Here is a 23,466-nt window from a genome sequence, read left to right as displayed (position 1 = left end):
CAAAGTTTAACAAGTTACCTATTCAATGCAAATCACACAGCAACAACAAGTATAAATTCACGACGCTTAAATACAGCACCACAACACCGTGAAAAAGCCAACGCAGCGACTTCGGTAAGATTAATTAAATCAGATCATGCACATCAATATTTTTTTAATCCTAGATTGCTTATAATGATTCAAATTCATCGATTATCTTCGTTATGAAAGCGCTTTCAACTCTCAGCGAAATTCTAACGCTGGCAGGCAGCCAGTTTAAAGTTTACGACATGGGCCGACGAATTACGCCTATCGATACCCAGGCTTTTTATGCAATGGAAACAGCCGTCCATCCCTATCCGGCCCCCATTGCTGGGCATGCACGCCTAGCACTTTGTTTCTGGTCGATCAAGGCACCTGAAACGCCTTACATCTGGTTCTTACAATTTCCAGTGGATGAACAAGGATTTATAAAACTAGCCGCCAGAGACCAGTTTTTAAATTTAATAGTCACTATTTTAGGTCACGATTTAAGCCAGAAACCAACGGATGAGCAAGCCAAAGTATTAGCGAATAATCCTTGTATTTTTAACCCTTCCGAAGAAAAAAAAGCCTACTTTAATGCGCGTTTAAAAGTCGACTTAGACCTCCCGGCATCCGTTTATTACGAACATGCCCAATCCTACTTAGCAGGAGAGCTAGGTTGGGAAAACTGGACATCTATTGCTCTACAAGGGTTAGCGGATGTTGTCGCCCGCCTCGACAGAGAAGACAATAGCCAACGATTAGCACATGCATTCGAGCATTTAAACGATGAAATTTGGGTTCACCTTACCCAACTGCTAGAGCATCAAAACCTTGACCAAAAATTGTGTCACAAATTATGTGAACTGCATGGCATCTGGCTCAAAGAGCGCCCCCAATTAAGCTATTTATTGCTGCGGGCAATGGCCTCTAGTCAACAAAAAAAACTGCGCCAAAAGGCGTTAAAAGAGCAGTTAGAAATATCCAGCGATCCTCAGTTATTTGTTGCTATTGCAGGGCGATTATGGAGCGATCTTGAGGAAGAAGAGCTGAATCGATTGTTCTTTGAGCAATTAGCCAAAATTGGCGACCAGATGCTTTTTAATCAGCTATTTGCAGATCTGGTTGCCATTCCCAAACTACGCAATCAAGTGCTTAGTCGTTTACGCGACCCACAGCGAGGCAAAGCGTTAGCCGAGGCTATCGGGCAACTCATCCAATCAGCTCATGGCTAGTGTTTTTGCGCTTTTTGGCCTATTTGTTTTAGGCGGGCTGTTTTGGCGACATCGCCAGCAAGCAGAGATGGCTCGTCTGCTGATTGTTCGCCATTGTCGGCATCTTGAACTGCAACTTTTAGATGTCCATTATGCCGGCATTAATTTAGCGATGGCTAAAAAGCTGCAGCTGACATTTCAATACCGATTTGAATTTACGAATGTTCCACAGCATCGTTATAGTGGCTTTTTATGGTTAAATCGCACCGGGTATGAGTTTATAATGCCGCCTTATCCAGATTTAAACGTCGGGAGCAATCCCCCGATTAGTGATGATCGAGCACAATTACCAACCCCAGATGAGGATACCTAATGCCACAAAATGAAATTCAACAACTCCTCTATGAATTTGCCAAGCAGGGGAAAAAACCGACTCTGGCACAGCTCAAAGCTAAATTAAGCCAGTCTTACCCTCTCCCCGTGTTAATTAATGCACTTAAACAGGCACCAAGTAAACCTCTTGATCCCAAAGATCCAGCCATTTCAGTACCGACACTGGACAGTTTAAGCAAACGCATTGAGCAGCTAGAAAAGACTCAGATCGAGCTTATTGAGCGTATCCATACCCTTGAAAAGGCAAACCATTAGAGACCGCCATGTATCAGCAACGCCTCACTTTTGAATGTTTTGAAAACACCACAATTGATAGTGCTCAGCAAGCCATCATGAATGTCCTTGATGCTTTGCGCTATAACGGCCAAATCTTAGGGCGCGAATTTCCTTGTTCTCTTGAGAATGGCACTTTTAGTTGCCATGTTGTCACCCCCGAACACGATGCCCTGCACCCACACTTTTATTCGTTGCAGGTCAGTCATGCCATGAGCAAACTCAGCGAAGCCAATTTACTGCGTCCCAAAATAAAAGAATTAGGTCGTGAGCTTTTTTCTGACGAATGTGAAAATGGCGAAGATTCACAAGCCATGATCCTCTATACCAGTTTTATTCATAGCTGTTCGCCACTGCGGTCAATGGAACGTTTTTTACCTATTCCATTATATCGCATCCCCTCAGTTGCCAATGGTGACCAACGGCAAATTATCAAATGGCAGGAAGATTGGAGTGCCTGCGATCAGCTGCAAATGAATGGCTCTATTTTAGAAACTCAATGTGTTGCACAGATGAGTGAGCCAGGAACTCGGCTATTTCAGCGAGGCCAGGATTTAACCAAACGAATCAGTTATGTAAGTCATAAGCCAACTTATTTATATTTATACCGAGTTGGTGGCACTAGCTTAGATGAAGAACGCCAACGGCGCTGCCCATTGTGTGGGCGCGAGTGGTATCTAGAAACGCCGCTACACGATCTATTCGACTTTCGCTGCGACCACTGCCGATTGGTTTCTAATCTATCTTGGGATTTTAAATAAAACTTTATATTAGCGATAGTGATTGATTTTTCTAATCATATAGATCGCTAACTGGTAACTTTCAATTGTGATAAAAATTCACCAAGCGAAGACGCAAGCAACTTATCCTGTTTTTTCCCAAGCGTTTCTAATATCACTTCCCCCGTTTGATTCACGACACTCACAATTTGCATCTCGTCTTCAGCGGAGGCAATAAATAATGTTTCAGGGTGCTTTAAGCGACGTTTCATTAAAATATGTGCAATCAAGTTCTCTTGTAAACGCACACCATCGTCATCATTCCAAACTTGCACCAATGCAAACTTTTGCTGATTGAAACGGACGATCATTGTTTCACTGTAATAGCGGCTATAAAAGACCTTTACACTTGGATGGAAACTTAAATCTAATGCGTCTTCAGTGGCACTTAAATCAAGCGGTTTTTCCCGCAAAACTGGATGCCAATAGACTCGGTTATGCACCACATCACTGCACTGACAGGGGGATGGCCATTGAGCATCGTATTCAACCTGTGGGTAACCAACCTGCTGCCAATATTGTTCGGCTTGAGAGATCAATTGATCGAGTGCATCAACCGTATTTTGTTGCTCATTCATCAGTATCATAGATGAGTTTCATGCTTGATTCAGTTACACTTAAGATTAACTTAGACTAATCGTAATTACTATGACTGAATCAGCAGACTATCAAAATGCTCCGCTATTAGCTCAGTTAGCTTTAGGACATAAAAGCCGCTATATCGAACACTATCAACCGGAACTATTGCAGGCGGTACCTCGATCACTTAATCGTAATCAGCTAAACTTAAGCGCTCCGCTACCTTTTCATGGTTATGATCGATGGAACATGTATGAACTTTCTTGGCTTAATCCAAAAGGAAAACCGCAAGTTGCAATAGGTGAAGCGTTTATCAACGCGCTCTCAGTCAACTTAGTCGAATCTAAATCTTTCAAGCTTTATCTAAATAGTTTTAATCAAACATCATTTACTGATATTGAACAAGTACAACAGACCATTGAAAATGACCTTAAACAGTGTGTACAAGGCCCTGTCTCGGTGTCACTCTATCCAATCGATACGCCTGTTAAAATAGCAGGGATCGCTGGGGAAAATCTCGATACATTAGATATTGAGGTAACCGACTATCAGTTTGATGACTCATTACTTGCTGGCGCAACTGAACCAACCCAGCAGATCAGCGAAACACTTTATAGCAACTTATTAAAATCAAACTGTCTGGTCACCAGTCAGCCGGATTGGGGAAGTATTTGCATTCGCTATCAGGGTGCAAAAATTAATCGGGAAGCATTGTTGCGTTATATTATTTCTTTTCGCCGTCATAATGAGTTTCACGAACAATGTGTCGAGCGAATTTTTATGGATATTCAGCGTTATTGTAAGCCTGATAAATTGACCGTCGAAGCTCGCTATACACGCCGCGGAGGCTTAGATATTAATCCGTTTCGTAGTAATTTTGAAGCCCAAGCGGATCACCACCGGCTGATTCGACAATAACAATGAAGATAAGTTATCTGATGCGACAACGCCACCTGAGTTGGTTTTTTATACTGCTGTGTCAGTGTCTGATAGCTTCGCCTTGTTTGGCCTATGGCATTGGCATTATTACTTTGCCTGATAACATGCAAAGCGATCAGCAACTGATGCTGCGTGATCCAGACCGATGTCTGATGCATCTTGAGCAGCAGCTTCGCCAAACTCATTTGACTCAAGCAAAGTTGGATGCCCAGCAGCTCACCCATCAGATATACCTGCAGCAAATTGCAGCCCTGTGTGCCAATATGGCACAACGATACTCTCGTGCCCAGATGCATATTACGACGGCTTTAGAATTAAGCAAACGCCTTACCTCACCGTCTCTACAAACGCGCTCTTATCTGATTCTCACCCAGCTTTTACTCAAACAACCAGAGCTCGTAAAAAAAGCGCCAGAAGCACTCGATTTAGCACTGAAGCGATCCAACGACAATCATGCTCTTCCTATTACATTACGTTTTGAACTCGCACTGACGAGTGCCCAAGTGGCATTGGCCACAAATCAATTAGAGCAAGCTAAACCAGAATTAGACAAGGCACTCCAGATCGCACAGCAGAGTCACCATCCAATGTTATTGGGTTGGGCACAAATCTGGCAAGGGATCTATTATCAGAAACTCAATCAATCGGAACTAGCTTTGGGTCATTACACCGAAGCCATTCGTTATGCCTCTTCAAAAAGTGATGCGGCTTTTTATCTCAGAAACCATCTTCATCATGCGATTAGCTTAATTTATCAACGACAAAAACAGTGGCCCAAAGCAATTGACTATCAACAAACTGCAATCCGCGCCGCACAACAGTTACAGAACACTATTTTGCAAGCAAATAGTATCGCTCAACTCGCCCACATCTACCGAAAAATGCACAATTATAATATGGCATTAGTGAACTACCTCAATGCCCAGACATTAGCTGAACAAGTGCATAACAATCTACTCAGCGGCAAAATTAATTACTGGCTAGGACAAACCTACATCGCTATGGACGACTCTTCCCGAGCGTTAGCGCATTTATCACTGGCGCGTTATGCTTTTCGAAATCCCCTCAGTATTAATTGGCTGAGCAAAACTCTGTTATCACTCGCGCATTTACACCTTGATAATAATGAAACCGCGATAGCTATCTTACAATTAACTAAAGCAGAAAAGCTCTCTGAGAGTAGCTCGTTCAAAAACATCGCAGCGCAAGTACAACAACTTTTAGCGAAAGCTTACCAACAAAGTGGCGCTTATGCTCTCGCGTTAAAACATTATCAGTTGTTCCATCAACTTAGTGAACAAAAAAAAGCTCTTCCTGCGCCCCCAAAATCCAACCAGTTGAATAATCATTACCAAGTGATTGAGCAACAACAACAACTTAATAAGCTTCATGAAACAAACCAGATGCTCAAAGTACAAAGTGGTGACAGGCGAATTTTGATTGTCATTCTCATCATGATCTGTCTCATGTTACTGAGCATCTGTATGATGACTCGGCTACGGCTGCGTAGATCGATGATGCACAGACGCGAGCTCACCGATCAATTGTATTATCACCCGCGGACGGGCTGGCCTTCGCTGGAAACAGCTGAGTCGCCTCTGACATTATTGCGTCAATTGAACCATTATCCAATGCAGCAAGGATTTAACCCTAGCAGTGCACATGCAATTATGCTCATCCGTTTATGTGATGAGATGTCTCAAAACCAGTTAGGTGGATTTGAACAACGTAAACAACTTGAGACATCATTTGCTCACCATATCTACCATCACTTAGGCAAACGTTTTTTGGCCTGCCACTTAGGCGGCCCTAATTATCTGTTTATTGCCCCTTTAAAAGAATGCTCAGCTGAGCAATTATGCATGCAATTGCTCGATGTGATCAGTCAATTCATTCAGATTCGAACGCTGCATCAGCAAGTTGCTTTAGGTTGCTGTACTACTCCTTTTTTGGTAAAAGCCCCGGATGCGATTGATGATTTAGGCATTGTTGAAATTGCGCATTTAGCACTTGAAGCAGCAATTAACCAAACCTATAAAACACTTAAACATCATTGGGTATTGCTCCAAGCTTTACATTGCTCTCCAGCTGCTTTTTTTCAATCACAGCATATTCATGATGACATTCAAGAAGCCGTGCACAAAGGTCTGGTAAAACTTAGCACCAATGCCAATAAAAAAGATGTGATCGCTTCATTTGAGCGCTCAGTGTAAACAATACTGAACAGTTTTTAACAACATAGGTACCTAATATCAGTGAGTTAAACAATAAATTTGAATTTTTTATTCGACAACTATCGCATGGTATGCTGTTTGCGTGATATAAGTGATTAAATGCGCTCAACTTCTTAAGTGAAAAAGAGCATACCAACCGAAACCAGCTAAAAGCCAAAGCAACTATAAAGTTATATATGGTATGAGTAGTGATTCTGAATTAACAACTATAGTCAACACGAATGACGCCCTACAAGCATCTTATTCGCTTCTTTATCGGCTAAGTATCGTCTGTAAGGGTTTCGATTTGGCTCTGGATAATCGTCTAGCTGAATTGCGCCAAAAAATCGATCACAATGCGCCGCCCTCACATATCCATGAGGCGATTGAAAATATTACTAAACGGCTTGAATCGTCTTATCGGCAGAATAGCCAAAATGCGATTTTAAAATTTCAAGCACTCGCGAATACAGCCACAGATAAACTGCAGAATATTAATGGATTACCGCCGAAAATTCGCCAGCAGCTTAAAGAGTTTATCAGTCAGTCAGCGCCCTATAGCTATCAGGAAAATATAGCCCGATTAGGAGCTATTCTGGAGTTTTATCATCAAGCTCTGACCAATAAACCTGGCGGTATCGGACAAGTTGTAGAGCAGCCTGAGTCAAAAGCAATCCCCAAACACAGCTTATTAGATGATAAACAACATCAGCGAATTTGTGATGAATTGCAGTGTATTATCAGTGAGCTGGATTTTGAAAAGCCAACGAATGACGAGCTTAATCATATTCGTAATCAATTGCTTGATGGCGTTGCACCTGAACTTATTCCTAGTATTTGCCAACGGGTCATTCAGCTCATGATCAACGGCTTTCGTGAGGAACGAAAGCAAACTCAGGAATATCTCTTATCGCTGAATCAAGATCTGGAATACATGGATAAAAACTTTGGGCAACATGTTGACTTAAGCAAACAACTCCAACAAAGCTATGGCGTCCAAAATAAAACACTTAAACGACAAGTCTTGAATATGGGCGTCGAATTAAAAGAAGTTGATGATCTCGAATATGCCAAAGAGCTAATGCAACAACGCATTATCCAGATGGGAAGCATTTTTAAACAAAATGAGCAGTTGGAAACCCAGTTTCAAGATTTAACAATACAGTTGCAAAACCTGAACAATCAGCTCGATCAGCTCCGTCAGCAATCGAGCGAACAGCAAAAGAAAATCACCAGTCAAAAACAGCAACTATTTATAGACAAGCTAACACAGATTTATAACCGTAGTGCACTCGATGAACGCATGGAGTTAGAGTTTAAGCGTTGGCGCCGTTATGGCTATGATTTAGGGTTAGCTATCATCGATTTAGATCACTTCAAAGCAGTCAACACCCAGTTTGGACACCTCGCTGGCGACAAGGCATTAAAAGTAATTGCCAGAGCACTGCAAAGTTCTCTGCGTGATACTGATTTTCTCGCTCGCTTTGGTGGTGAAGAATTCGTATTATTGATGCCCAAAATTAACGCCGATGACCTGCATTTGCCTCTGGATCATCTTCGTGAACATATCTCGAGCTTACCGTTTCGCTTTAAGCAACAACAAATCTCTATTACCGCAACCATCGGTGCCACATTGTTTCGTGATAATGATCGTCTGCTAGATGCATTCGAACGGGCCGACCAAGCGCTATATGAAGCTAAAAATCAAGGGCTTAATCACACTAACGTGATCCTATAAAACTGGCAGTTTTACCAACAGGTGTTAGACTTGAAGCCTCTGAAAAAATAATTGCTCAAAATAAGATTGATTATCACAGCCTTCATTTGAGTAAAGGTAACAAACTAATATTTATTAAAAATCACATATTAGAACGTTACCGTAACCATTGGGTCGCTTATGATTACTTATGTCAATCCTGTCGGCAGCATGAATTTGCTGTCTCAGTTAGAAGTCAGCCAGCTCACTCGAACTGCTTCCAGTGAACTATATCAGCTATATCGCAACTGCTCTCTGGCAGTTTTGAATTCGGGAGCACACACCGACTCAAGTCGAGACATTCTTAATCGATGTGAAAATTTTGACATAAACCTTCTCAGTCGTGAACGCGGTGTCAAACTGGAGCTACTCAATCCGCCAGAAGATGCTTTTGTCGACGGCGAAATTATTCGAGGTATCCAGGAACATCTATTTAGCGTGTTACGCGATATTCTGTATGTGTCCAGTCAACTTGAGCAAGAAAGTTATTTTGATCCGACTAGTCAAGCTCATATCACCAATCTGATCTTTTCAATCTTGCGTAATGCCCGTACCATTAATCCAGCTAGCGATCCTAATTTAGTGGTTTGCTGGGGTGGACATTCGATCAACGAAGAGGAATATTCATATACCCATCAAGTAGGCTCAGAATTGGGACTTCGCGAACTAAATGTTTGCACGGGATGCGGCCCTGGCGCAATGGAAGGCCCAATGAAAGGTGCAACTGTAGGCCATGCCAAACAACGCTATAACAACCGCCGTTATATTGGCTTAACTGAGCCGAGTATTATCGCAGCAGAACCGCCCAACTCGATTGTGAACGAACTGGTCATTTTGCCTGATATCGAAAAACGTTTAGAAGCATTTGTCCGCTTAGGCCATGCGATTATTATTTTCCCTGGGGGAGCTGGAACCGCAGAAGAACTACTCTACCTGCTTGGTGTGATGATGAATCCGTTCAACGCTCGCCAACCCATCCCGATTATTCTGACTGGTCCTAAAAGTAGTGAACAATACTTTCGTTCTATCGATGCATTTATTCAAACGACACTAGGTCAAAGCGCTCACAAGTATTATCAAATTATCATCGATGATGCGCCAACAGTTGCACGTATTATCAAACAAGCTATGCCTAAAGTTAAAGAATTTCGTCGGGCCATGGGCGATGCGTATTCTTTTAATTGGAGTCTGCAAGTTGATCCCATTTTTCAGCAACCGTTTAACCCAACCCATGACAATGTCAGTCAGCTCAATTTATATCCAGATCAACCTCCTCAACTGTTAGCTGCAAATCTACGGCGTGCTTTTTCAGCTATCGTGGCAGGAAACGTCAAAGATGAAGGGATTAAGGCAATTGAAGAGAAAGGGCCATTTTTAATTCATGGCGATCCACAAATTATCCATCAACTCGATGCATTACTAAAAGACTTTATTGCTCAGCATCGGATGAAACTACCAGGCAGTCATTACGAACCGTGTTATCAGATTATCAGCAAGGAAACACGTGAATAGACAGCTACTGATTATTGATGCACTCAATTTAATAAGACGACTCGATGCGATTTCACTCAAGCAATACCATACAGAACAAGAGCGCTTTAAAGCAACGTTAGCGGCAACAACCAATAGCATTCATAAGTTATTGGCTCAATTTAATCCTAGTCATGTTGTAGCGGTATTTGAGCGCTCTGGAGTCGATTGGCGAAATCGACTTTATCCAGCTTATAAGGCGAATCGCACTATTATGCCGTCCCATTTGAGTCAGGGACTTGAAGTGATCCAGGATAAATTACTGGAGCAGGGAATCGATTCCCTGCTCAACCCTGAAATTCAAGCTGATGATTTAATTGCTACATTGGCAAGTAAAGCCGCTGCTCACGCCCTACCGACTGTGATTGTCTCAACTGATCACGGATACTGGCAATTGCTGCACAGACATAACATAGAAGTATATGATTACTTTAAACACCAGAAGATCACACCAGATGATGTTCTCAAACGCTACCAGTTGCCCAGCCAATTTTTGGTCGATTACTGGGCTCTAACCGGAAATAGTGGTGTCAATCTCTCAGGAGTCCCAGGAATTGGCCCCAAAACAGCCGCCAAGCTAATCAATAAATATCATCACCTAGAGACATTACTAAATCTTCCCCAAGGACAGGATAAAACCATTGATAAAATCCTGAACCATCGCTCTGATGCAAAATTAACCTATCAACTGATGCAGCTAGTCACTTCACTCCCGCTTGGCTTTAATCTCAAACAATTACGTTACACAAATTGCCTATCATAGTCTGACAATGTGCATTAGATCTCATTTTTATTGCGCAAGTTGAAAAACAATTCATTTACAGTTAGTTTTATTTGACACAATAAAGTAACAATTTAATTTATTGAGCATCAAACGGTATAACATTGATGATGCTAAAGGCAAAATGAATGACGTTTTACACTAGCGTCAAATAACGATCGCGCCTTAAAATAAAAAATGTCTTCAGAGTACACTAAACTCTGCTTTGACCAACTATAACAATTCAGGAAGTAACTATGTCAAAAACCCGAATTACCGTCATCCCTGGCGATGGCATCGGACCAGATATTGTAGCCAGCGCAACTCGCATCCTCGACCACATTGGATGTGACTTCACTTATGATTACGCTCTTGCTGGACTAACAGCACTTGAGAAAACGGGTGAACTGATTCCACAGCAAACAATGGATCTCATTGAGAATAATAAGATTGTGCTCAAAGGCCCTCTCACGACACCAGTAGGTAAGGGATTCACCTCCATTAATGTAACATTACGTAAACATTTTGAGCTTTATGCAAACGTTCGCCCAGTGCAAACCTTTGAAGGAACGAAAGCGCATTATAGTGATATTGATATCATTACTGTTCGTGAAAATACTGAAGGCATGTATTCTGGACAAGGACAGATTATTGATGATAATCGCACCATTGCAGAAGCCAAAAGCGTCATTACTCGAAAAGGTTCAGAACGGGTCATCCGCTACGCATATGAATTAGCGCGGCGCGAAGGGCGTAAAAAAGTAACCGCACTACATAAAGCGAATATTCTAAAAACCACATCAGGTTTGTTCTTAGAAGTCGCTCGTGAAATTGCTAAAGAATATCCAGATATTGAAAGCTCAGATATGATTGTTGATGCGGCATGCATGAACTTAGTGATGTATCCAGAGCGCTTTGACGTGATCGTGACGACCAACCTATTTGGTGATATTACTTCCGACCTTTGTGCCGGACTCGTAGGTGGACTAGGAATGGCCCCTGGGGCAAATATTGGGGAAAAAGTGGCTGTTTTTGAAGCAGTTCATGGCAGTGCACCAGATATCGCTGGAAAAAACATTGCCAATCCAACCTCAATTGTCCTCGCTAGCATCCAGATGTTACGGCATTTAGCGATGCATACACAAGCCGAACAGATTCTCAGTGCTCTGCAAAAAACGATCAAACAGGGTGACCGAGTGACTCAAGATTTAGGAGGCACAGGCTCTACCAATGAATTCACTCAGGCAATCATTGACCACCTGTAATCTGATTTTGGCAGCGCGTTTTAAGTGCTGCCAAAGCAACTTAAGTTAACGATGAAGACACGCAAATACAGTGACTTCTTCGCGATCGTGATACAGATGCTTTGCTCTAAGCTCAAATTGCTGACCCGTTTGCTCTAACCCTTGTCGTAAAAATTGCAAATCTTGAGCAATTTCAGCATATCGTTTTTTCATAGGTAGTTTTAAGTTAAACATTGCATAACGACACCAGCCTTCGGTTAGCCATTTCAACATTAACCGTGTAACTCGCGATGGTTTTTCCACCATATCACACACTAACCAGCTGATATTATTGCGCTCTGGGACATACTTAAAACCATCTTCGCGATAATGCTTCACCAATCCTGATTGCATCAAATTTTCGGCCATTGGTCCATTATCAACAGCGGCCACATACATATTGCGACGCACCAGCTGATAGGTCCAACCCCCAGGACAAGCCCCCAAATCAACAGCATGCTGAGCATTTTGCACATATTGCTCACGCTCATCATCATTAAGTAATACCGCAAATGCTTCATCCAGCTTGAGGGTGGATCGGCTAGGCGCCTCACTGCTTTGTCGAAGTCTTAAAATGCCCATTGGATAGGTGCTAGAATTGTCAACTAGACGATACCCCACATACACATGTCTGCCATCCAGCCAAAAGAGCTGTAACACTGCTCGAGCTTGACACTGCATTCGTTCGCATAGTTTTTTTTCAAGCGGTCTGGAAAATTTTCGACAAAACCCTGACATCTGCTTACCATCGTTAGTATCGGGCCAGTCTTGGGCAACACAACAGACATCAGGCAATGTCTCTAGCGACTCAATAATAGGGCTGATTCGATCGCTTTCATCAAGCTCTAAGAAACAGGTGATAACCTGCCACTGACGAGCAAAAACTAATGAGCGAAAATCAATCTGGCGATGCAGGTAGTCTGCATCGTTCTCATTAAAACATTCAAAAACAACATACCCTTGGTTCGGTTTGGTCCGGGCAAACCCCGCCACCTGTAACTGACTAGCACTTTGCTGCATTTCAGCCGCACAGTCATTTTCAAAACCGCCCCGACAACTTAATAATAACGAACGAGCCACAAATTTACCCTGCGTGTTTCACTTTAATCAGCATCACCCAACCAACCATCATCAAAATGCCCCCAATAGGAGTGATTGGACCAATCATCATCGCCAAAGATGCACGAAGATGCTCAGGTAACACAGCTAATAGATAAAGACTACCCGAAAAACACCAGCTGCCAACAATCCAGAATTTACCACTACGGGTGGCGCTATTCGCCACAGCCAAAGCACATCCTAAATGAATCAATTGATACATAACCGCCGTGTGGATCCAGCCAAGCGCTTGCTGGGCGAGTAGATGAGATAAACCATGTGCAGCGCTTGCGCCCATCACAACGGCAAGCAAACCACCAATCGCAATGGCTAGTCGCCAAGGGAATGAATATGACATTGAATAAAACCTTTCATTTGTAATGCAACACTTTGTAAATTATCTTGCCAGCTTAAGCCACTTTTCTTACGCGGCTTAAAACTATGTTCACCATCATGAAGCCAATATAGTTGGGACTTGTCGGGTAACATATCAGAGGTTATTTCAGAACAATTTCCAAAAGGATCTCGCTGCCCTTGAGCAATCAATAACGGCTTGGTCAGTTTGGGCAAATGTTCACCTTTATTTCGCTCTGGCTTACCCGGCGGATGGAACGGAAAGCCTAACACAATCACACCCGATAACTTTGAATTATCTAATGCGACATGAGTTGCGATCCTTCCCCCCATCGATTTACCACCAATAAAAATAGGAGCAGACCAGTCGGTTGGAATCACTTGATTGAACGCATCGACAAGCACATTAAAGCGATCCGGAGGCCGCCGTTTTTGCTCACTGAGCATACGCTGCATATACGGAAAATTAAAACGCAGAACCGCAATCTCATCAATCAACAAGGGAACCAACAGCTGAAAAAATTCGTGGTCCATCCCAGCTCCTGCACCATGCGCTAACACCAACAGAGGAGCATCTTTAGGCCCTTGCAAAACACTGGATGGGCTATTCAACAACATCGGCTCCGAATTCACGCTGCTCTTCATTGACCAAATTAACCATCCAGTCACGGAATGCCACGATTTTACCCTGCTCAGCCTGCGATGGATGGCAAACCAAATAATAGGCATTCTGACTCATCAAAACCTGCTCAAATGGACAAACCAATCGGCCTGCTTCAATTTCAGGTTTCGCCAGCACAGAATGGCCGAGCGCCACCCCTTGGCCATAAATGGCAGCCTGTAACACCATCGTTGAGTGAGAAAAGATAGGTCCCTGATTCACATCCACCTTTACCCCAATTTGTTTAAACCAAGCCTTCCAGTCACGTCGCGATGAATCATGCAACAATGTGTGGTAACGCAAATCTTCGGGTTTATTTAACGGCTTATCACCATTGAGCAACAGCGGTGAACAGACGGGAATTAGATATTCAGTATGTAATTTATCAGCTCTTAGTCCACTCCATTTACCACGTCCATAATAAACAGCCACATCAACATCATCAGTTAATGAGCCTTCATTCATATCAAGCGCTTTGATTCGCACATCAATATCTGGATGTAACTGACTAAATTGCGACAACCTAGGCACGAGCCACTGAATGGCAAAACTTGGTTGCAAACTTACAGAAATTGCCCCCTTTTCACCGCGGGCGAGTAATCGATCGGTCGCCTCACTTAAAGAGATAAAAATATCTTTAATATCTAAAAAATAACTTTGCCCTTCTTCGGTTAAAAGTAGAGAGCGGTTTTTACGACGAAATAATTTAAGACCTAAATACTCTTCAAGTCCTTTGATCTGGTGACTCACAGCTGCCTGAGTCACAAATAACTCTTCTGCAGCACGTGTAAAACTCAAGTGCCTTGCCGCAGCTTCAAAGGCTTTCAATGCATTTAGTGGGGGTAAACGACGAGCCATTTAACAACCTGTTAACGGATAAAATTTTCTAATCTCAGTGGATTATAATTTATCTATTGCCGCCAATCCAGTAAACCAATATAGTGCACTTGCACCAAACGGGGGCTTCTAAATGTTGCAGAGCTCCATCTGCTACAGATATAAGTCCAACCATTTTATAGTGGTTATTTGGTTGCGATGTTGTGTTTGCATTAGTCGGCTCTTTGCCGACTTACCTCCTGTACATTTGACTTGTCTGTCAAATCACTTCTTGGCTAAGCAAAATTTGCTTAGCCTTTTTTTTACTACAGTTGGCTATGAGCAAAACTAAGGCCAGATCTTGAGCATCATCCCATGCGATCATTTATAAGTATGTAGATAAAGAGCAAAAGATCCAGTAATCAAATACTACTCACTTAAAAGTGAGCGATGAACTTTAATGACAGCCTTTTTTACCTCGGCCGGTTTATCATCAATAGCAATTAAAGGCCGATGAGGGCAGTTCGGAGCAAATACAATAAACTCACCACAATGCAGTGTCACAAAACGTTCGCTACGAGGCTGACCAAATGCTAAATCACATTGATTGAACAAGTCTTCAGTCACTTTTTCCAACGGTTCTAACGAGTAGCCGTAGCACTCTTCACCGGATAAGACCACCTGAATATCGAGATAATTTCGATGGCACTCACTGCGACGCTCAGCGAACGGCTGGGTTCTATCCTGTGATACGGTATAAAAAAGTTTATCCCCTTGAACTTCATAGCGTCCAACCGGAGCATCGGCATTTAAAGAAGCCAGTAATGACTTTAATATTTTGCCAAGAGTGGGGGTAATCGGTTCAATAAGAGCTATTTCGCTCAGTTGGCCTTGTAACATAGCTATTCCTTAACGGGTAAGATTTCTTGATTACGAATGGCTGCCCAGATGATCAAAATGGCCAGAATATAAATCATAACCCCTGAGTTATGCGAAAACAGTGACTGAGTCAAAGCAAAATCCATAAAACTAGCCGGCACTAAAACACCGGCCATGGCAAGACTCTTCAACTGCCAATGGTTTCGATAACGAATCACTTTTTGCGCAAATAACCGCATAGGAACTAAATAGACCAATAACAACAGAATAAACCCAATCGCACCGTACTCACTTAAATTCGTGAGATATTCATTATGTGCATGACCAAAATGCACAACAGCTTGATCAATAATCCCTTGATCTGCTAGTTGTTGTTTGTATTGGCGAAGATCGTATTTGCCCACCCCTAGCACGGGATGTTCACTAAACATATAAAGGGCCGCCTTCCACATCTGAAAACGCATTCCTACAGAGGTATTTTCGTTATGGCCACTAACATAATTTTGAATATTCGATGTAGCCTCTTCAATCCGCTGGCTCACGCCTAATTGGGGAACACACCCCACTGCGACAGCAAGAAGTACCGATCCAGCAAAAATCATTCTGACCTGTTTTTTCCCCAACAATTCTCTGCCTTGCCAGAAGATATAGATAATCGCCACCGGCAAAGCAATCCAGCCCCCACGAGAACCAGATAAAATCGAAGCAAAAATGCCACTCACACTCCCCAACATCATAAACACGATGCTACGATTAGCATTAAGGGCTTTAAAATACAAAATACCGGTTAAGCTTAACAAGCCAAGCAACATGCTAATATCGCCAAACATAATCGGATGCAGATTCGATTGAGCGCGAGAAAACCCTTCGACAAACCGTTCATAGCCACCAATCATCACGCCAGCAATCGTTCCCATAGCAATGCCATACCACAACCAATTGATTTTAAACGGGTAGCGTCGCAAAAATAGATAGAGAACAACGCCAATGACAAATCTTGATGGTTTATCAAAACCAGCCGCTTCGATCACATGCACAAATCGAAACAATATAAAACTCAGTCCATAAATAACAAATGTTGCTAAAAGATATTTATCAGCCTTATCAAGCCCTTCAAAAATACCACAAGAGCGACATGCCAACATGACTAAAGCGCCTAACAACAATAATGTGGCACCATAACTATAACCACTCCTCACGGTGAGGGCCATCGCGAAAATTAAAAAAATCCCTGCCGAAGACCAATACGCAACCAGCTTGGATTTAAATTCAGACACATTCATAATATAACCAGTAGAATTAATCACTTCTATGTTCTTATCTGCAAACTATAGAGCTAGCATCTAAAGTTGAACAATATTGCCCTTAAATAGGCTCGGTTCCTTGTCAGCACTTGAGTACAATAAGGAAGGTCCATCATAAAAATGGATAATGCTTTGATTCTTTCGAATAAAAACAGGCTAGATAAATGAGTCTCATTTCAGCATGGCTCATATATCTCAAGGTCATTACATTCATTTATAGTTTATGTGAATTTATGATTAGATGGCAGGATAAAATAAGGAATCATTAAAAATGGTGCGAATTAATTAATGATTGATGAATAATTAAGCACAAAAGTATGAGATATTTTTTATCTTGGATGCTCCCTAAGCATTCCACCCAAACCAACGATTAAACCAGTACTTTTTGTATATCAATACGTTTACAAAGCTTCATGTCCGAAAATACGAACAACTCCCACCACCTTTGAATGAAAGACCATTAGCTTAACTTATCGCTCTGGATGAATTATTCTAAAATGCGACTTGAGTCAACTTACATGTGTGATACAATCAGAATGCCTTTCACTTAAATGTAAATAAGCAGAAAAGCAATCCATTAAAAATGACTTCGCTGTGAGTTAGACTTTGCTCAATTGGGCAAGTTTAAGGTTTATTTATAAATAATCAATTCATTATAGATTACCCTTCCCTACACTGTCCTGCCTGATGGGATTCTGACAGCAGCATTTTAAAGCAACGAGACGGTATTCATGTGAGGAGGTTAACCATGTTTTGGGAACGAAAACTGGATGAATTTGTCACGCATATTGTGTCCAAGCGCGAATTACCCATGGGGATTCATCTTTGGAATGGTAAGGAAATAGACCTTGCTAAAGACCCAAAGGTAATCATTAATGTGCCATCGGTTGCTGCATTACGCTACTTAATGCATCCATCTTTAGACAGTCTTGGCGAAGCCTATGTAGAGGGAAAATTACAGGTAAACGGCAAAGTACAAGATATCATTGAAATCGCGACACAGCTTGTCGAAGTATCTAATGATGGATTACCGGCAGCAACAAAATCCAAACGATTCCACCATTCAAAAAAAGTCGATGCAGAATCGATATCTTATCATTACGATGTGTCCAATGAGTTCTACCGTGAATGGTTAGATAAAAATATGGTTTATTCTTGCGGATATTTTCATTCACTTGATGACAGCCTAGATCAAGCTCAAGAACAAAAAATAGACCACATCTTAAATAAAATTCGCTTACAACCAGGGCAAACTTTATTGGATGTCGGCTGCGGCTGGGGGGCTTTAATTATTCGAGCTGCACAAAAATATGGTGCTAAAGCCGTAGGGATTACGATTTCTGAACAGCAATATGAAGAAGCCAAACGTCGCATTAAAGAAGCCGGACTGGAAGACAGATGTGAAGTACGCTTCCAAGATTATCGGGATGTTACTGGTCAGTTTGATCGGATAACCAGTGTTGGGATGTTTGAACATGTCGGCCTTAAAAATTTACATGAGTATTTTTCAAAATTGAACTCACTATTAGTCGATGATGGCATTCTTATGAATCATGGGATCACCTCTTCAGATCCAGAATCCACTGGTGCACCCGCAGGTGGTGGCGAATTTATCGACAAATATGTTTTCCCTAATGGTGAACTGCCTCATATTGGGTTGGTTTTACAGGAAATGACCCGGGCCGGCCTTGAAAGTACCGATATTGAAAACCTACGCCGGCATTATGCAATTACGCTAGAACATTGGGCAGAGCGCTTTGAAGCGAAGAGTGAAAAACTGCAAAATATGGTTGATGAAAAACATTTTCGGATCTGGCGAGTATATCTGGCCGGGTGTGCTTATGCTTTTCACCAAAACTGGGTTGCGCTCCATCAGTTAGTTGCGACCAAAGCAGGCCGTTACGTATTACCACTCACCCGTGATTATATTTATAAATAAGTGATTTAAGAGATGGTTGATTATATGCTACAAAAGGATTTGTGGCATAAATCACTTTATTTCTAATAAAAACAGATTAATAACAGTCGATTATATGGCCTAGAGGGAAAAACTGGCATATGCTCCACTAACATTGGAATTCGTTCTGCTTAAAATTATAGTTTTGTTCTGCTCATGCGCGATTTCACGGAAATCCTATGTCTGCTCATATCTCTACTCACCAAGAAAATCTCAGCGACTTATTATGCCAAATTAAACGCTGCAAATTATGTGACACGTATTTACCCCTAGGTCCTCACCCGATCCTCCAAGTACATCAAGATGCACGTATTTTAATCGTAGGCCAAGCTCCAGGGTTAAAAGTACATAAAAGCGGTGTCCCTTGGGATGATGCTAGTGGCAATCGCCTCAGGCAATGGATGGGAATCGATAAAGACACCTTTTACAACCCCAAACTTATCGCAATTTTACCGATGGGCTTTTGTTATCCGGGTCGGGGCAAACATGGTGATTTACCCCCACGTAAAGAATGTGCTCCACAGTGGCATCAAACACTGCTAGATCATATGCCCTATATCAAGACTATGGTATTGGTAGGGCAATACGCACAAAAAGCCTACTTGCCAACCCCGCACCCCAAAACTTTAACGGAAACCGTCAAACAATGGCAGACATGGGCTCCTAGCATCATTCCCCTCCCTCATCCATCACCACGTAATAACATCTGGCTAAGAAAGAATCCGTGGTTCGAAGCAGAACTTGTTCCAGTCATTGCTCACGCTGTTAACCGTAATATTAAATAATAAAGCCAGCTATCTGCTTTACAATAAGACAAATACATTGGCTCAAATTCTAATAGTTTGTCCTTGGTTTGAAAAAAGCATTTTGCTCATCGCACTGATAGATAAATTGTTTGCTATAAAAAATCTATCACTGATGATTCCAATTCGTTAAACCATCAGGTTTGCTGTCATCACCCTAGGGGGGTTGCTCTTTGGTGGTTGAGTCTGTTCCAATTAAACGCATTTTGAACGCAGCGTAGCCTATGCTGCTGAATGAGTTAAGCAAACAGGGGGCAACAAAGTTCAGGATGCGTTTAAAGAACCCAAAGGACCGCATCTGAGACGGATTGATTCAGCATTAAACGTTCTTTGTGGAAAATGACGACACGGCAAACGTTTGCCTTGCCTAAATCCGCCTATGATTGCTGCAAAAATAATCACCAAAGATCAACACCATCTAGGTATCACTTTACAGCTTGAATACCATAGAAATTCAACAATCATTGGCATGAATATGTGACTAACGGTCAGCTGACCCAACACGCTCTCCAGATTAACCAACACAACCACAAGTCGCTCAAACCAATGAAGCGTATCACAGGAATGTTAACAAACCCGTTTATACTACGGATGACGCTTAAACACAGGAGTTAACTCGGTCGATTCATCAGGGCAATATCGATAACCATCGACATCAAATTGCAGCAGCTCATTGGGAGTTTTAAGCTGATTCTCAGCCATATACCGAACCATCATACCGCGAGCCTTTTTCGCATAAAAACTAATAATTTTATACTGACCATTCTTAAAATCTTTAAAAACTGGGCTGATAACTGGAACCGTCAAATGCTGAACATTCACCGATTTAAAATATTCGTTTGATGCGAGGTTAATGAGGTATTCAGCTTGTTGTTCACGAATCACCTCATTTAGCAAATCGGTGATGATATTTCCCCAAAATGCATATAAGTCTTTACCTCGAGAATTATCAAGCTTAATCCCCATTTCCAGCCGATACGGCATCATCAGATCAAACGGCCGCAAAACTCCGTATAAACCAGATAGAATGCGCAAGTGCTCATTGAGCCATTGTGTCGCAGACTCATCAAGAGAAAGCGCATCAACCCCTGTATAAACATCACCGGTAAACGCATAAATAGATGCTTTAGCCTGCGGCTCAACAAATGGGGTCTGCCACTGAGTAAAACGAGCCGCATTCAAACCCGCCAGTTTATCGCTGATTTTCATTAACGAAGCGATTTGCGCCGGAGTGAGTTGTTTCGCCCTGTCAGCCAAGATCTGGCTATGTTCAAGCAACATAGGTTGTGTATATTCGCGTTTCGGGGCTGACGTTTTAAAATCTAAACTTTTAGCCGGAGAGATGACTGCTAACATGTTTAAGTCCTTGACGATGATCAATGAGAGAAGTTTACCGAGCAATCATAACAACGTCTAATCAATACCTCATATCAATATCAGTTGTGTTAACAATCAATCCAACTATATGTCTACGGATATACACGGGCCAGTGTGGCAGTTAAAATGGTGTAGTTATCAAGGCTTATGCTTTACACTAACTCAAAGTGTATGCTTTTACTTTTCATTTAAAGTAGTAAAACCATGAGTATCGAACAACAAATACAATCTATTCGCAACCAGATAGCAGAATCTGAGCATCGTTATCATCGTCAGGGGCAAGTAAAATTGCTAGCCGTAAGTAAAACCAAACCGCTAAGTGCCATTGAACAGGCTTACCACGCGGGGCAACGCTCATTTGGCGAAAATTATGTTCAGGAAGCCGTTGATAAAATTCAGGCAGCAGCACAGTCAAGCTGGTGTCAACAACCACTCGAATGGCATTTTATTGGTCCATTACAATCGAATAAAACACGCTTGGTTGCTGAACATTTTGACTGGGTACAAACCGTTGATCGGGCCAAAATTGCGCAACGTCTAAACGACCAACGCCCATCTCACCGACCTGCTCTCAATATTTGTATTCAAGTAAATATTAGTCATGAAGAAAGCAAATCTGGCATTGACTTAAACCAATTAAGTACTCTAGCAGAACTCATCTCAAAATTGCCAAATTTAAAATTCCGAGGGCTGATGACGATCGGCAGCAAAGGCAAAGCCAGTGAAGAATTTCCATTAATGCAACACGCATTTCATCATTTGAAAAATGACTACCCCGAACTAGATACGCTATCGATGGGAATGACAGATGATATGCCACAAGCTATTGCTTATGGCAGCACATTAGTCCGAATTGGAACTGCTATTTTTGGTGAGCGGGATTATAGTCAGCAACATCATTGATCAAATAACTAAATAACAGGAGAGCTATGAGTACCCCACGCATTGTATTTATCGGAGCAGGCCACATGGCCAGCAGTTTGATAGCCGGGATGGTCAAACAAGGGATGGATGCACAGTTTATTGGCGCCTGTGATCACAACCCTCCTAAGCTTGCAGCATTGCATAAGCAATACCAAATTCATACTTATCCAGACAGCCTCACAGCTCTTGCTAATGCCGATGTTATTGTTTTGGCAGTTAAACCCCAAGTAATGCAGCGTCTATGTGAACAACTGAAACAAGAAGGTGCTATTCAAGATAAACTGTTTATCTCACTCGCGGCAGGGATCACCTGTGAACATCTAAAAAAATGGTTGGGTGATGTAGCTGTTATTCGAGCCATGCCGAACCTTCCATCTAAAGTAGGTCTTGGTGTAACCGCATTATTTGCCAACTCCGTGGCTAATGACGCGCATCAACAAATAGCGACCCAAGCGCTTCAATCGGTGGGGAAAGTCATCTGGGTTGAAAACGAACAGGGAATTAACCATATTATTGCAGCTGCGGGGAGTGCCCCGGCCTATTTCTTTTTGTTAATGGATGCGATGAGTCAATATGCACAGCAACTTGGGTTAAGCGCCGAACAAGCCAGAGAGATCGTTACGCAAACAGCCCTTGGTAGTGCAACACTAGCCGCCCAAGAAAGTGACACATCGCTAGGACAGATGTGCGCCAATGTCGCTGTCAAAGGGGGCACAACCGCTGAAGCAGTCAATGTTTTTGAAAATGCCGGGCTACGTGATACAGTCAGGCAGGCTATGCAGGCAGCAATAGACAAAAGCAAACAACTCGAAGATCAACTGTAACGAGAACCAACAACTTTATGATGGCTTTAAACTACTTAATTAAAACTATATTTGACCTGTATCTGATGGTCGTAATATTAAGAGTCTGGCTCCAATTTGCCCGAGCTGATTTTTACAATCCATTCAGCCAATTTGTAGTCAGAATAACCAATCCTTTTTTAAAACCTCTGCGACGAATCATCCCCGGTTACGGAGGGGTTGACTGGGCAGGGATTATTTTTGCTTTCATTGTCGGTGCCGTGAAAAGTATCTTACTGCTACATTTCATCACAGGTGCCATGATCTGGGGACTCGTTCCAATCTTTGCGCTCTTAACAGTCGTCAAACAATTTGGGGAGTTATTATTCTGGATATTGTTGATTCGGGCTGTTTTAAGCTGGGTCAGTCAAGGACGCAGCCCAGTTGAATATGTCATGATGCAGCTAACCGAACCATTGCTTGCACCCATTCGCCGAATCATTCCTGTCATTGGCGGATTAGACTTATCAGTGTTGGTAGTATTTATTTTACTTAATTTCATCAACATCCTCTTTGCGACTCATATTCCTTACTGGAACATTGTCTAAATCATAAGGGCGCAACCATGCGCCCTTTATTCTATCTATACATTCATTTGAGATTTAACTTCTAACTCATTTTTGGCTAAACAAACTACTGCCATCTATACTCATCTTAATTTAAAGCAATCACTTACTGATGCGCTACCCTAACTAGAAGAACATCAACTCAAGCGCATTAGATGTAAAA

23 protein-coding genes are annotated in these 23,466 nt (G+C 42.1%); 15 read left to right on the top strand and 8 right to left on the bottom strand.

Annotation, left to right across the window (positions count from 1 at the left end):
* Nucleotides 1-203: 203 nt before the first annotated feature.
* The 4 genes from EV690_RS14545 to EV690_RS14530 are packed head-to-tail and all read left to right on the top strand — an operon-like array spanning nucleotide 204 to nucleotide 2,644.
* Nucleotides 204-1,238, top strand: coding sequence for a DUF3549 family protein (locus EV690_RS14545; RefSeq protein WP_131913729.1), 1,035 nt, complete (start codon nucleotides 204-206; stop codon nucleotides 1,236-1,238).
* Nucleotides 1,231-1,590 carry a DUF3301 domain-containing protein gene (locus EV690_RS14540; RefSeq protein WP_131913728.1) on the top strand — a complete coding sequence of 120 codons (360 nt, stop codon included), beginning with the start codon at nucleotides 1,231-1,233 and terminating at the stop codon, nucleotides 1,588-1,590. The genes EV690_RS14545 and EV690_RS14540 overlap by 8 nt, the downstream gene beginning before the upstream one ends.
* Nucleotides 1,590-1,865 carry a hypothetical protein gene (locus tag EV690_RS14535; protein WP_131913727.1) on the top strand — a complete coding sequence of 92 codons (276 nt, stop codon included), beginning with the start codon at nucleotides 1,590-1,592 and terminating at the stop codon, nucleotides 1,863-1,865. Before EV690_RS14540 ends, EV690_RS14535 begins: the two co-directional genes overlap by 1 nt.
* A gap of 8 nt (nucleotides 1,866-1,873) precedes the next feature.
* The gene (locus EV690_RS14530) at nucleotides 1,874-2,644 is read left to right on the top strand and encodes a Zn-ribbon-containing protein (protein WP_131913726.1); all 771 of its coding nucleotides are present in this window, start codon (nucleotides 1,874-1,876) and stop codon (nucleotides 2,642-2,644) included.
* Between the two features lie 47 nt (nucleotides 2,645-2,691).
* Here EV690_RS14530 and syd read toward each other — a convergent pair whose 3' ends face one another.
* On the bottom strand, nucleotides 2,692-3,240 hold the full coding sequence (gene syd, locus EV690_RS14525) for a SecY-interacting protein (protein WP_165872769.1): 549 nt from the start codon (nucleotides 3,238-3,240) through the stop codon (nucleotides 2,692-2,694).
* A gap of 70 nt (nucleotides 3,241-3,310) precedes the next feature.
* Here syd and queF point away from each other — a divergent pair, with 70 nt between their 5' ends.
* The 6 genes from queF to EV690_RS14495 all read left to right on the top strand — a co-directional run bounded on the left by queF (nucleotide 3,311) and on the right by EV690_RS14495 (nucleotide 11,704).
* A complete protein-coding gene (gene queF / locus EV690_RS14520; RefSeq protein ID WP_131913724.1) occupies nucleotides 3,311-4,159 on the top strand; it encodes an NADPH-dependent 7-cyano-7-deazaguanine reductase QueF in 849 nt (282 codons plus the stop codon).
* A gap of 20 nt (nucleotides 4,160-4,179) precedes the next feature.
* Nucleotides 4,180-6,393, top strand: coding sequence for a tetratricopeptide repeat protein (locus tag EV690_RS14515; RefSeq protein ID WP_131913723.1), 2,214 nt, complete (start codon nucleotides 4,180-4,182; stop codon nucleotides 6,391-6,393).
* 202 nt (nucleotides 6,394-6,595) lie between these two features.
* Complete coding sequence (locus tag EV690_RS14510; protein WP_131913722.1) at nucleotides 6,596-8,131, top strand: GGDEF domain-containing protein; 1,536 nt, start codon at nucleotides 6,596-6,598, stop codon at nucleotides 8,129-8,131.
* Between the two features lie 159 nt (nucleotides 8,132-8,290).
* The gene (ppnN, locus tag EV690_RS14505; RefSeq protein ID WP_131913721.1) at nucleotides 8,291-9,661 is read left to right on the top strand and encodes a nucleotide 5'-monophosphate nucleosidase PpnN; all 1,371 of its coding nucleotides are present in this window, start codon (nucleotides 8,291-8,293) and stop codon (nucleotides 9,659-9,661) included.
* A complete protein-coding gene (locus EV690_RS14500; protein WP_131913720.1) occupies nucleotides 9,654-10,442 on the top strand; it encodes a 5'-3' exonuclease H3TH domain-containing protein in 789 nt (262 codons plus the stop codon). Before ppnN ends, EV690_RS14500 begins: the two co-directional genes overlap by 8 nt.
* A gap of 254 nt (nucleotides 10,443-10,696) precedes the next feature.
* Nucleotides 10,697-11,704, top strand: coding sequence for an isocitrate dehydrogenase (locus EV690_RS14495; protein WP_131913719.1), 1,008 nt, complete (start codon nucleotides 10,697-10,699; stop codon nucleotides 11,702-11,704).
* 45 nt (nucleotides 11,705-11,749) lie between these two features.
* Here EV690_RS14495 and rlmM read toward each other — a convergent pair whose 3' ends face one another.
* The 6 genes from rlmM to EV690_RS14465 form a co-directional block, all read right to left on the bottom strand.
* A complete protein-coding gene (gene rlmM / locus EV690_RS14490; RefSeq protein ID WP_131913718.1) occupies nucleotides 11,750-12,802 on the bottom strand; it encodes a 23S rRNA (cytidine(2498)-2'-O)-methyltransferase RlmM in 1,053 nt (350 codons plus the stop codon).
* A 4-nt stretch (nucleotides 12,803-12,806) separates the two neighbouring features.
* Nucleotides 12,807-13,178 (bottom strand): DUF423 domain-containing protein, encoded by a 372-nt coding sequence (locus EV690_RS14485; protein WP_131913717.1) that lies wholly within the window; start codon nucleotides 13,176-13,178, stop codon nucleotides 12,807-12,809.
* Nucleotides 13,151-13,792: an alpha/beta fold hydrolase gene (locus EV690_RS14480; RefSeq protein ID WP_131913716.1), complete on the bottom strand. Its 642-nt coding sequence runs from the start codon at nucleotides 13,790-13,792 to the stop codon at nucleotides 13,151-13,153. The genes EV690_RS14485 and EV690_RS14480 overlap by 28 nt, the downstream gene beginning before the upstream one ends.
* Complete coding sequence (locus EV690_RS14475; protein WP_131913715.1) at nucleotides 13,779-14,693, bottom strand: transcriptional regulator GcvA; 915 nt, start codon at nucleotides 14,691-14,693, stop codon at nucleotides 13,779-13,781. The genes EV690_RS14480 and EV690_RS14475 overlap by 14 nt, the downstream gene beginning before the upstream one ends.
* A 387-nt stretch (nucleotides 14,694-15,080) precedes the next feature.
* On the bottom strand, nucleotides 15,081-15,551 hold the full coding sequence (locus EV690_RS14470; RefSeq protein ID WP_131913714.1) for a YhcH/YjgK/YiaL family protein: 471 nt from the start codon (nucleotides 15,549-15,551) through the stop codon (nucleotides 15,081-15,083).
* A gap of 2 nt (nucleotides 15,552-15,553) precedes the next feature.
* Nucleotides 15,554-16,837, bottom strand: coding sequence for an O-antigen ligase family protein (locus EV690_RS14465; RefSeq protein ID WP_131913713.1), 1,284 nt, complete (start codon nucleotides 16,835-16,837; stop codon nucleotides 15,554-15,556).
* A gap of 745 nt (nucleotides 16,838-17,582) precedes the next feature.
* Here EV690_RS14465 and EV690_RS14460 point away from each other — a divergent pair.
* The gene (locus EV690_RS14460; RefSeq protein WP_131913712.1) at nucleotides 17,583-18,773 is read left to right on the top strand and encodes an SAM-dependent methyltransferase; all 1,191 of its coding nucleotides are present in this window, start codon (nucleotides 17,583-17,585) and stop codon (nucleotides 18,771-18,773) included.
* Nucleotides 18,774-18,970: 197 nt separating this feature from the next.
* Entirely contained in the window at nucleotides 18,971-19,576 is a 606-nt protein-coding gene (locus tag EV690_RS14455) for a uracil-DNA glycosylase family protein (RefSeq protein ID WP_131913711.1), read from the top strand.
* A 603-nt stretch (nucleotides 19,577-20,179) separates the two neighbouring features.
* Here the strand turns inward: EV690_RS14455 and yaaA are convergent.
* The gene (gene yaaA, locus EV690_RS14450) at nucleotides 20,180-20,950 is read right to left on the bottom strand and encodes a peroxide stress protein YaaA (RefSeq protein WP_131913710.1); all 771 of its coding nucleotides are present in this window, start codon (nucleotides 20,948-20,950) and stop codon (nucleotides 20,180-20,182) included.
* A gap of 225 nt (nucleotides 20,951-21,175) precedes the next feature.
* Between yaaA and EV690_RS14445 the strand changes: the two genes are divergently transcribed.
* From EV690_RS14445 to EV690_RS14435, 3 genes are read left to right on the top strand one after another with little or no spacing between them, the layout of a single operon-like run.
* Nucleotides 21,176-21,874 (top strand): YggS family pyridoxal phosphate-dependent enzyme, encoded by a 699-nt coding sequence (locus tag EV690_RS14445; RefSeq protein ID WP_131913709.1) that lies wholly within the window; start codon nucleotides 21,176-21,178, stop codon nucleotides 21,872-21,874.
* Between the two features lie 26 nt (nucleotides 21,875-21,900).
* Entirely contained in the window at nucleotides 21,901-22,719 is an 819-nt protein-coding gene (gene proC, locus EV690_RS14440; protein ID WP_131913708.1) for a pyrroline-5-carboxylate reductase, read from the top strand.
* A 17-nt stretch (nucleotides 22,720-22,736) separates the two neighbouring features.
* Complete coding sequence (locus EV690_RS14435) at nucleotides 22,737-23,285, top strand: YggT family protein (RefSeq protein WP_131913707.1); 549 nt, start codon at nucleotides 22,737-22,739, stop codon at nucleotides 23,283-23,285.
* The last annotated feature ends 181 nt before the right edge of the window (nucleotides 23,286-23,466 follow it).

Source organism: Celerinatantimonas diazotrophica (genome assembly GCF_004339545.1).
GTDB lineage: Bacteria > Pseudomonadota > Gammaproteobacteria > Enterobacterales > Celerinatantimonadaceae > Celerinatantimonas > Celerinatantimonas diazotrophica.
Note: the sequence above shows the minus strand (reverse complement) of the source record. Positions and strands in the feature narration are given on the sequence as shown.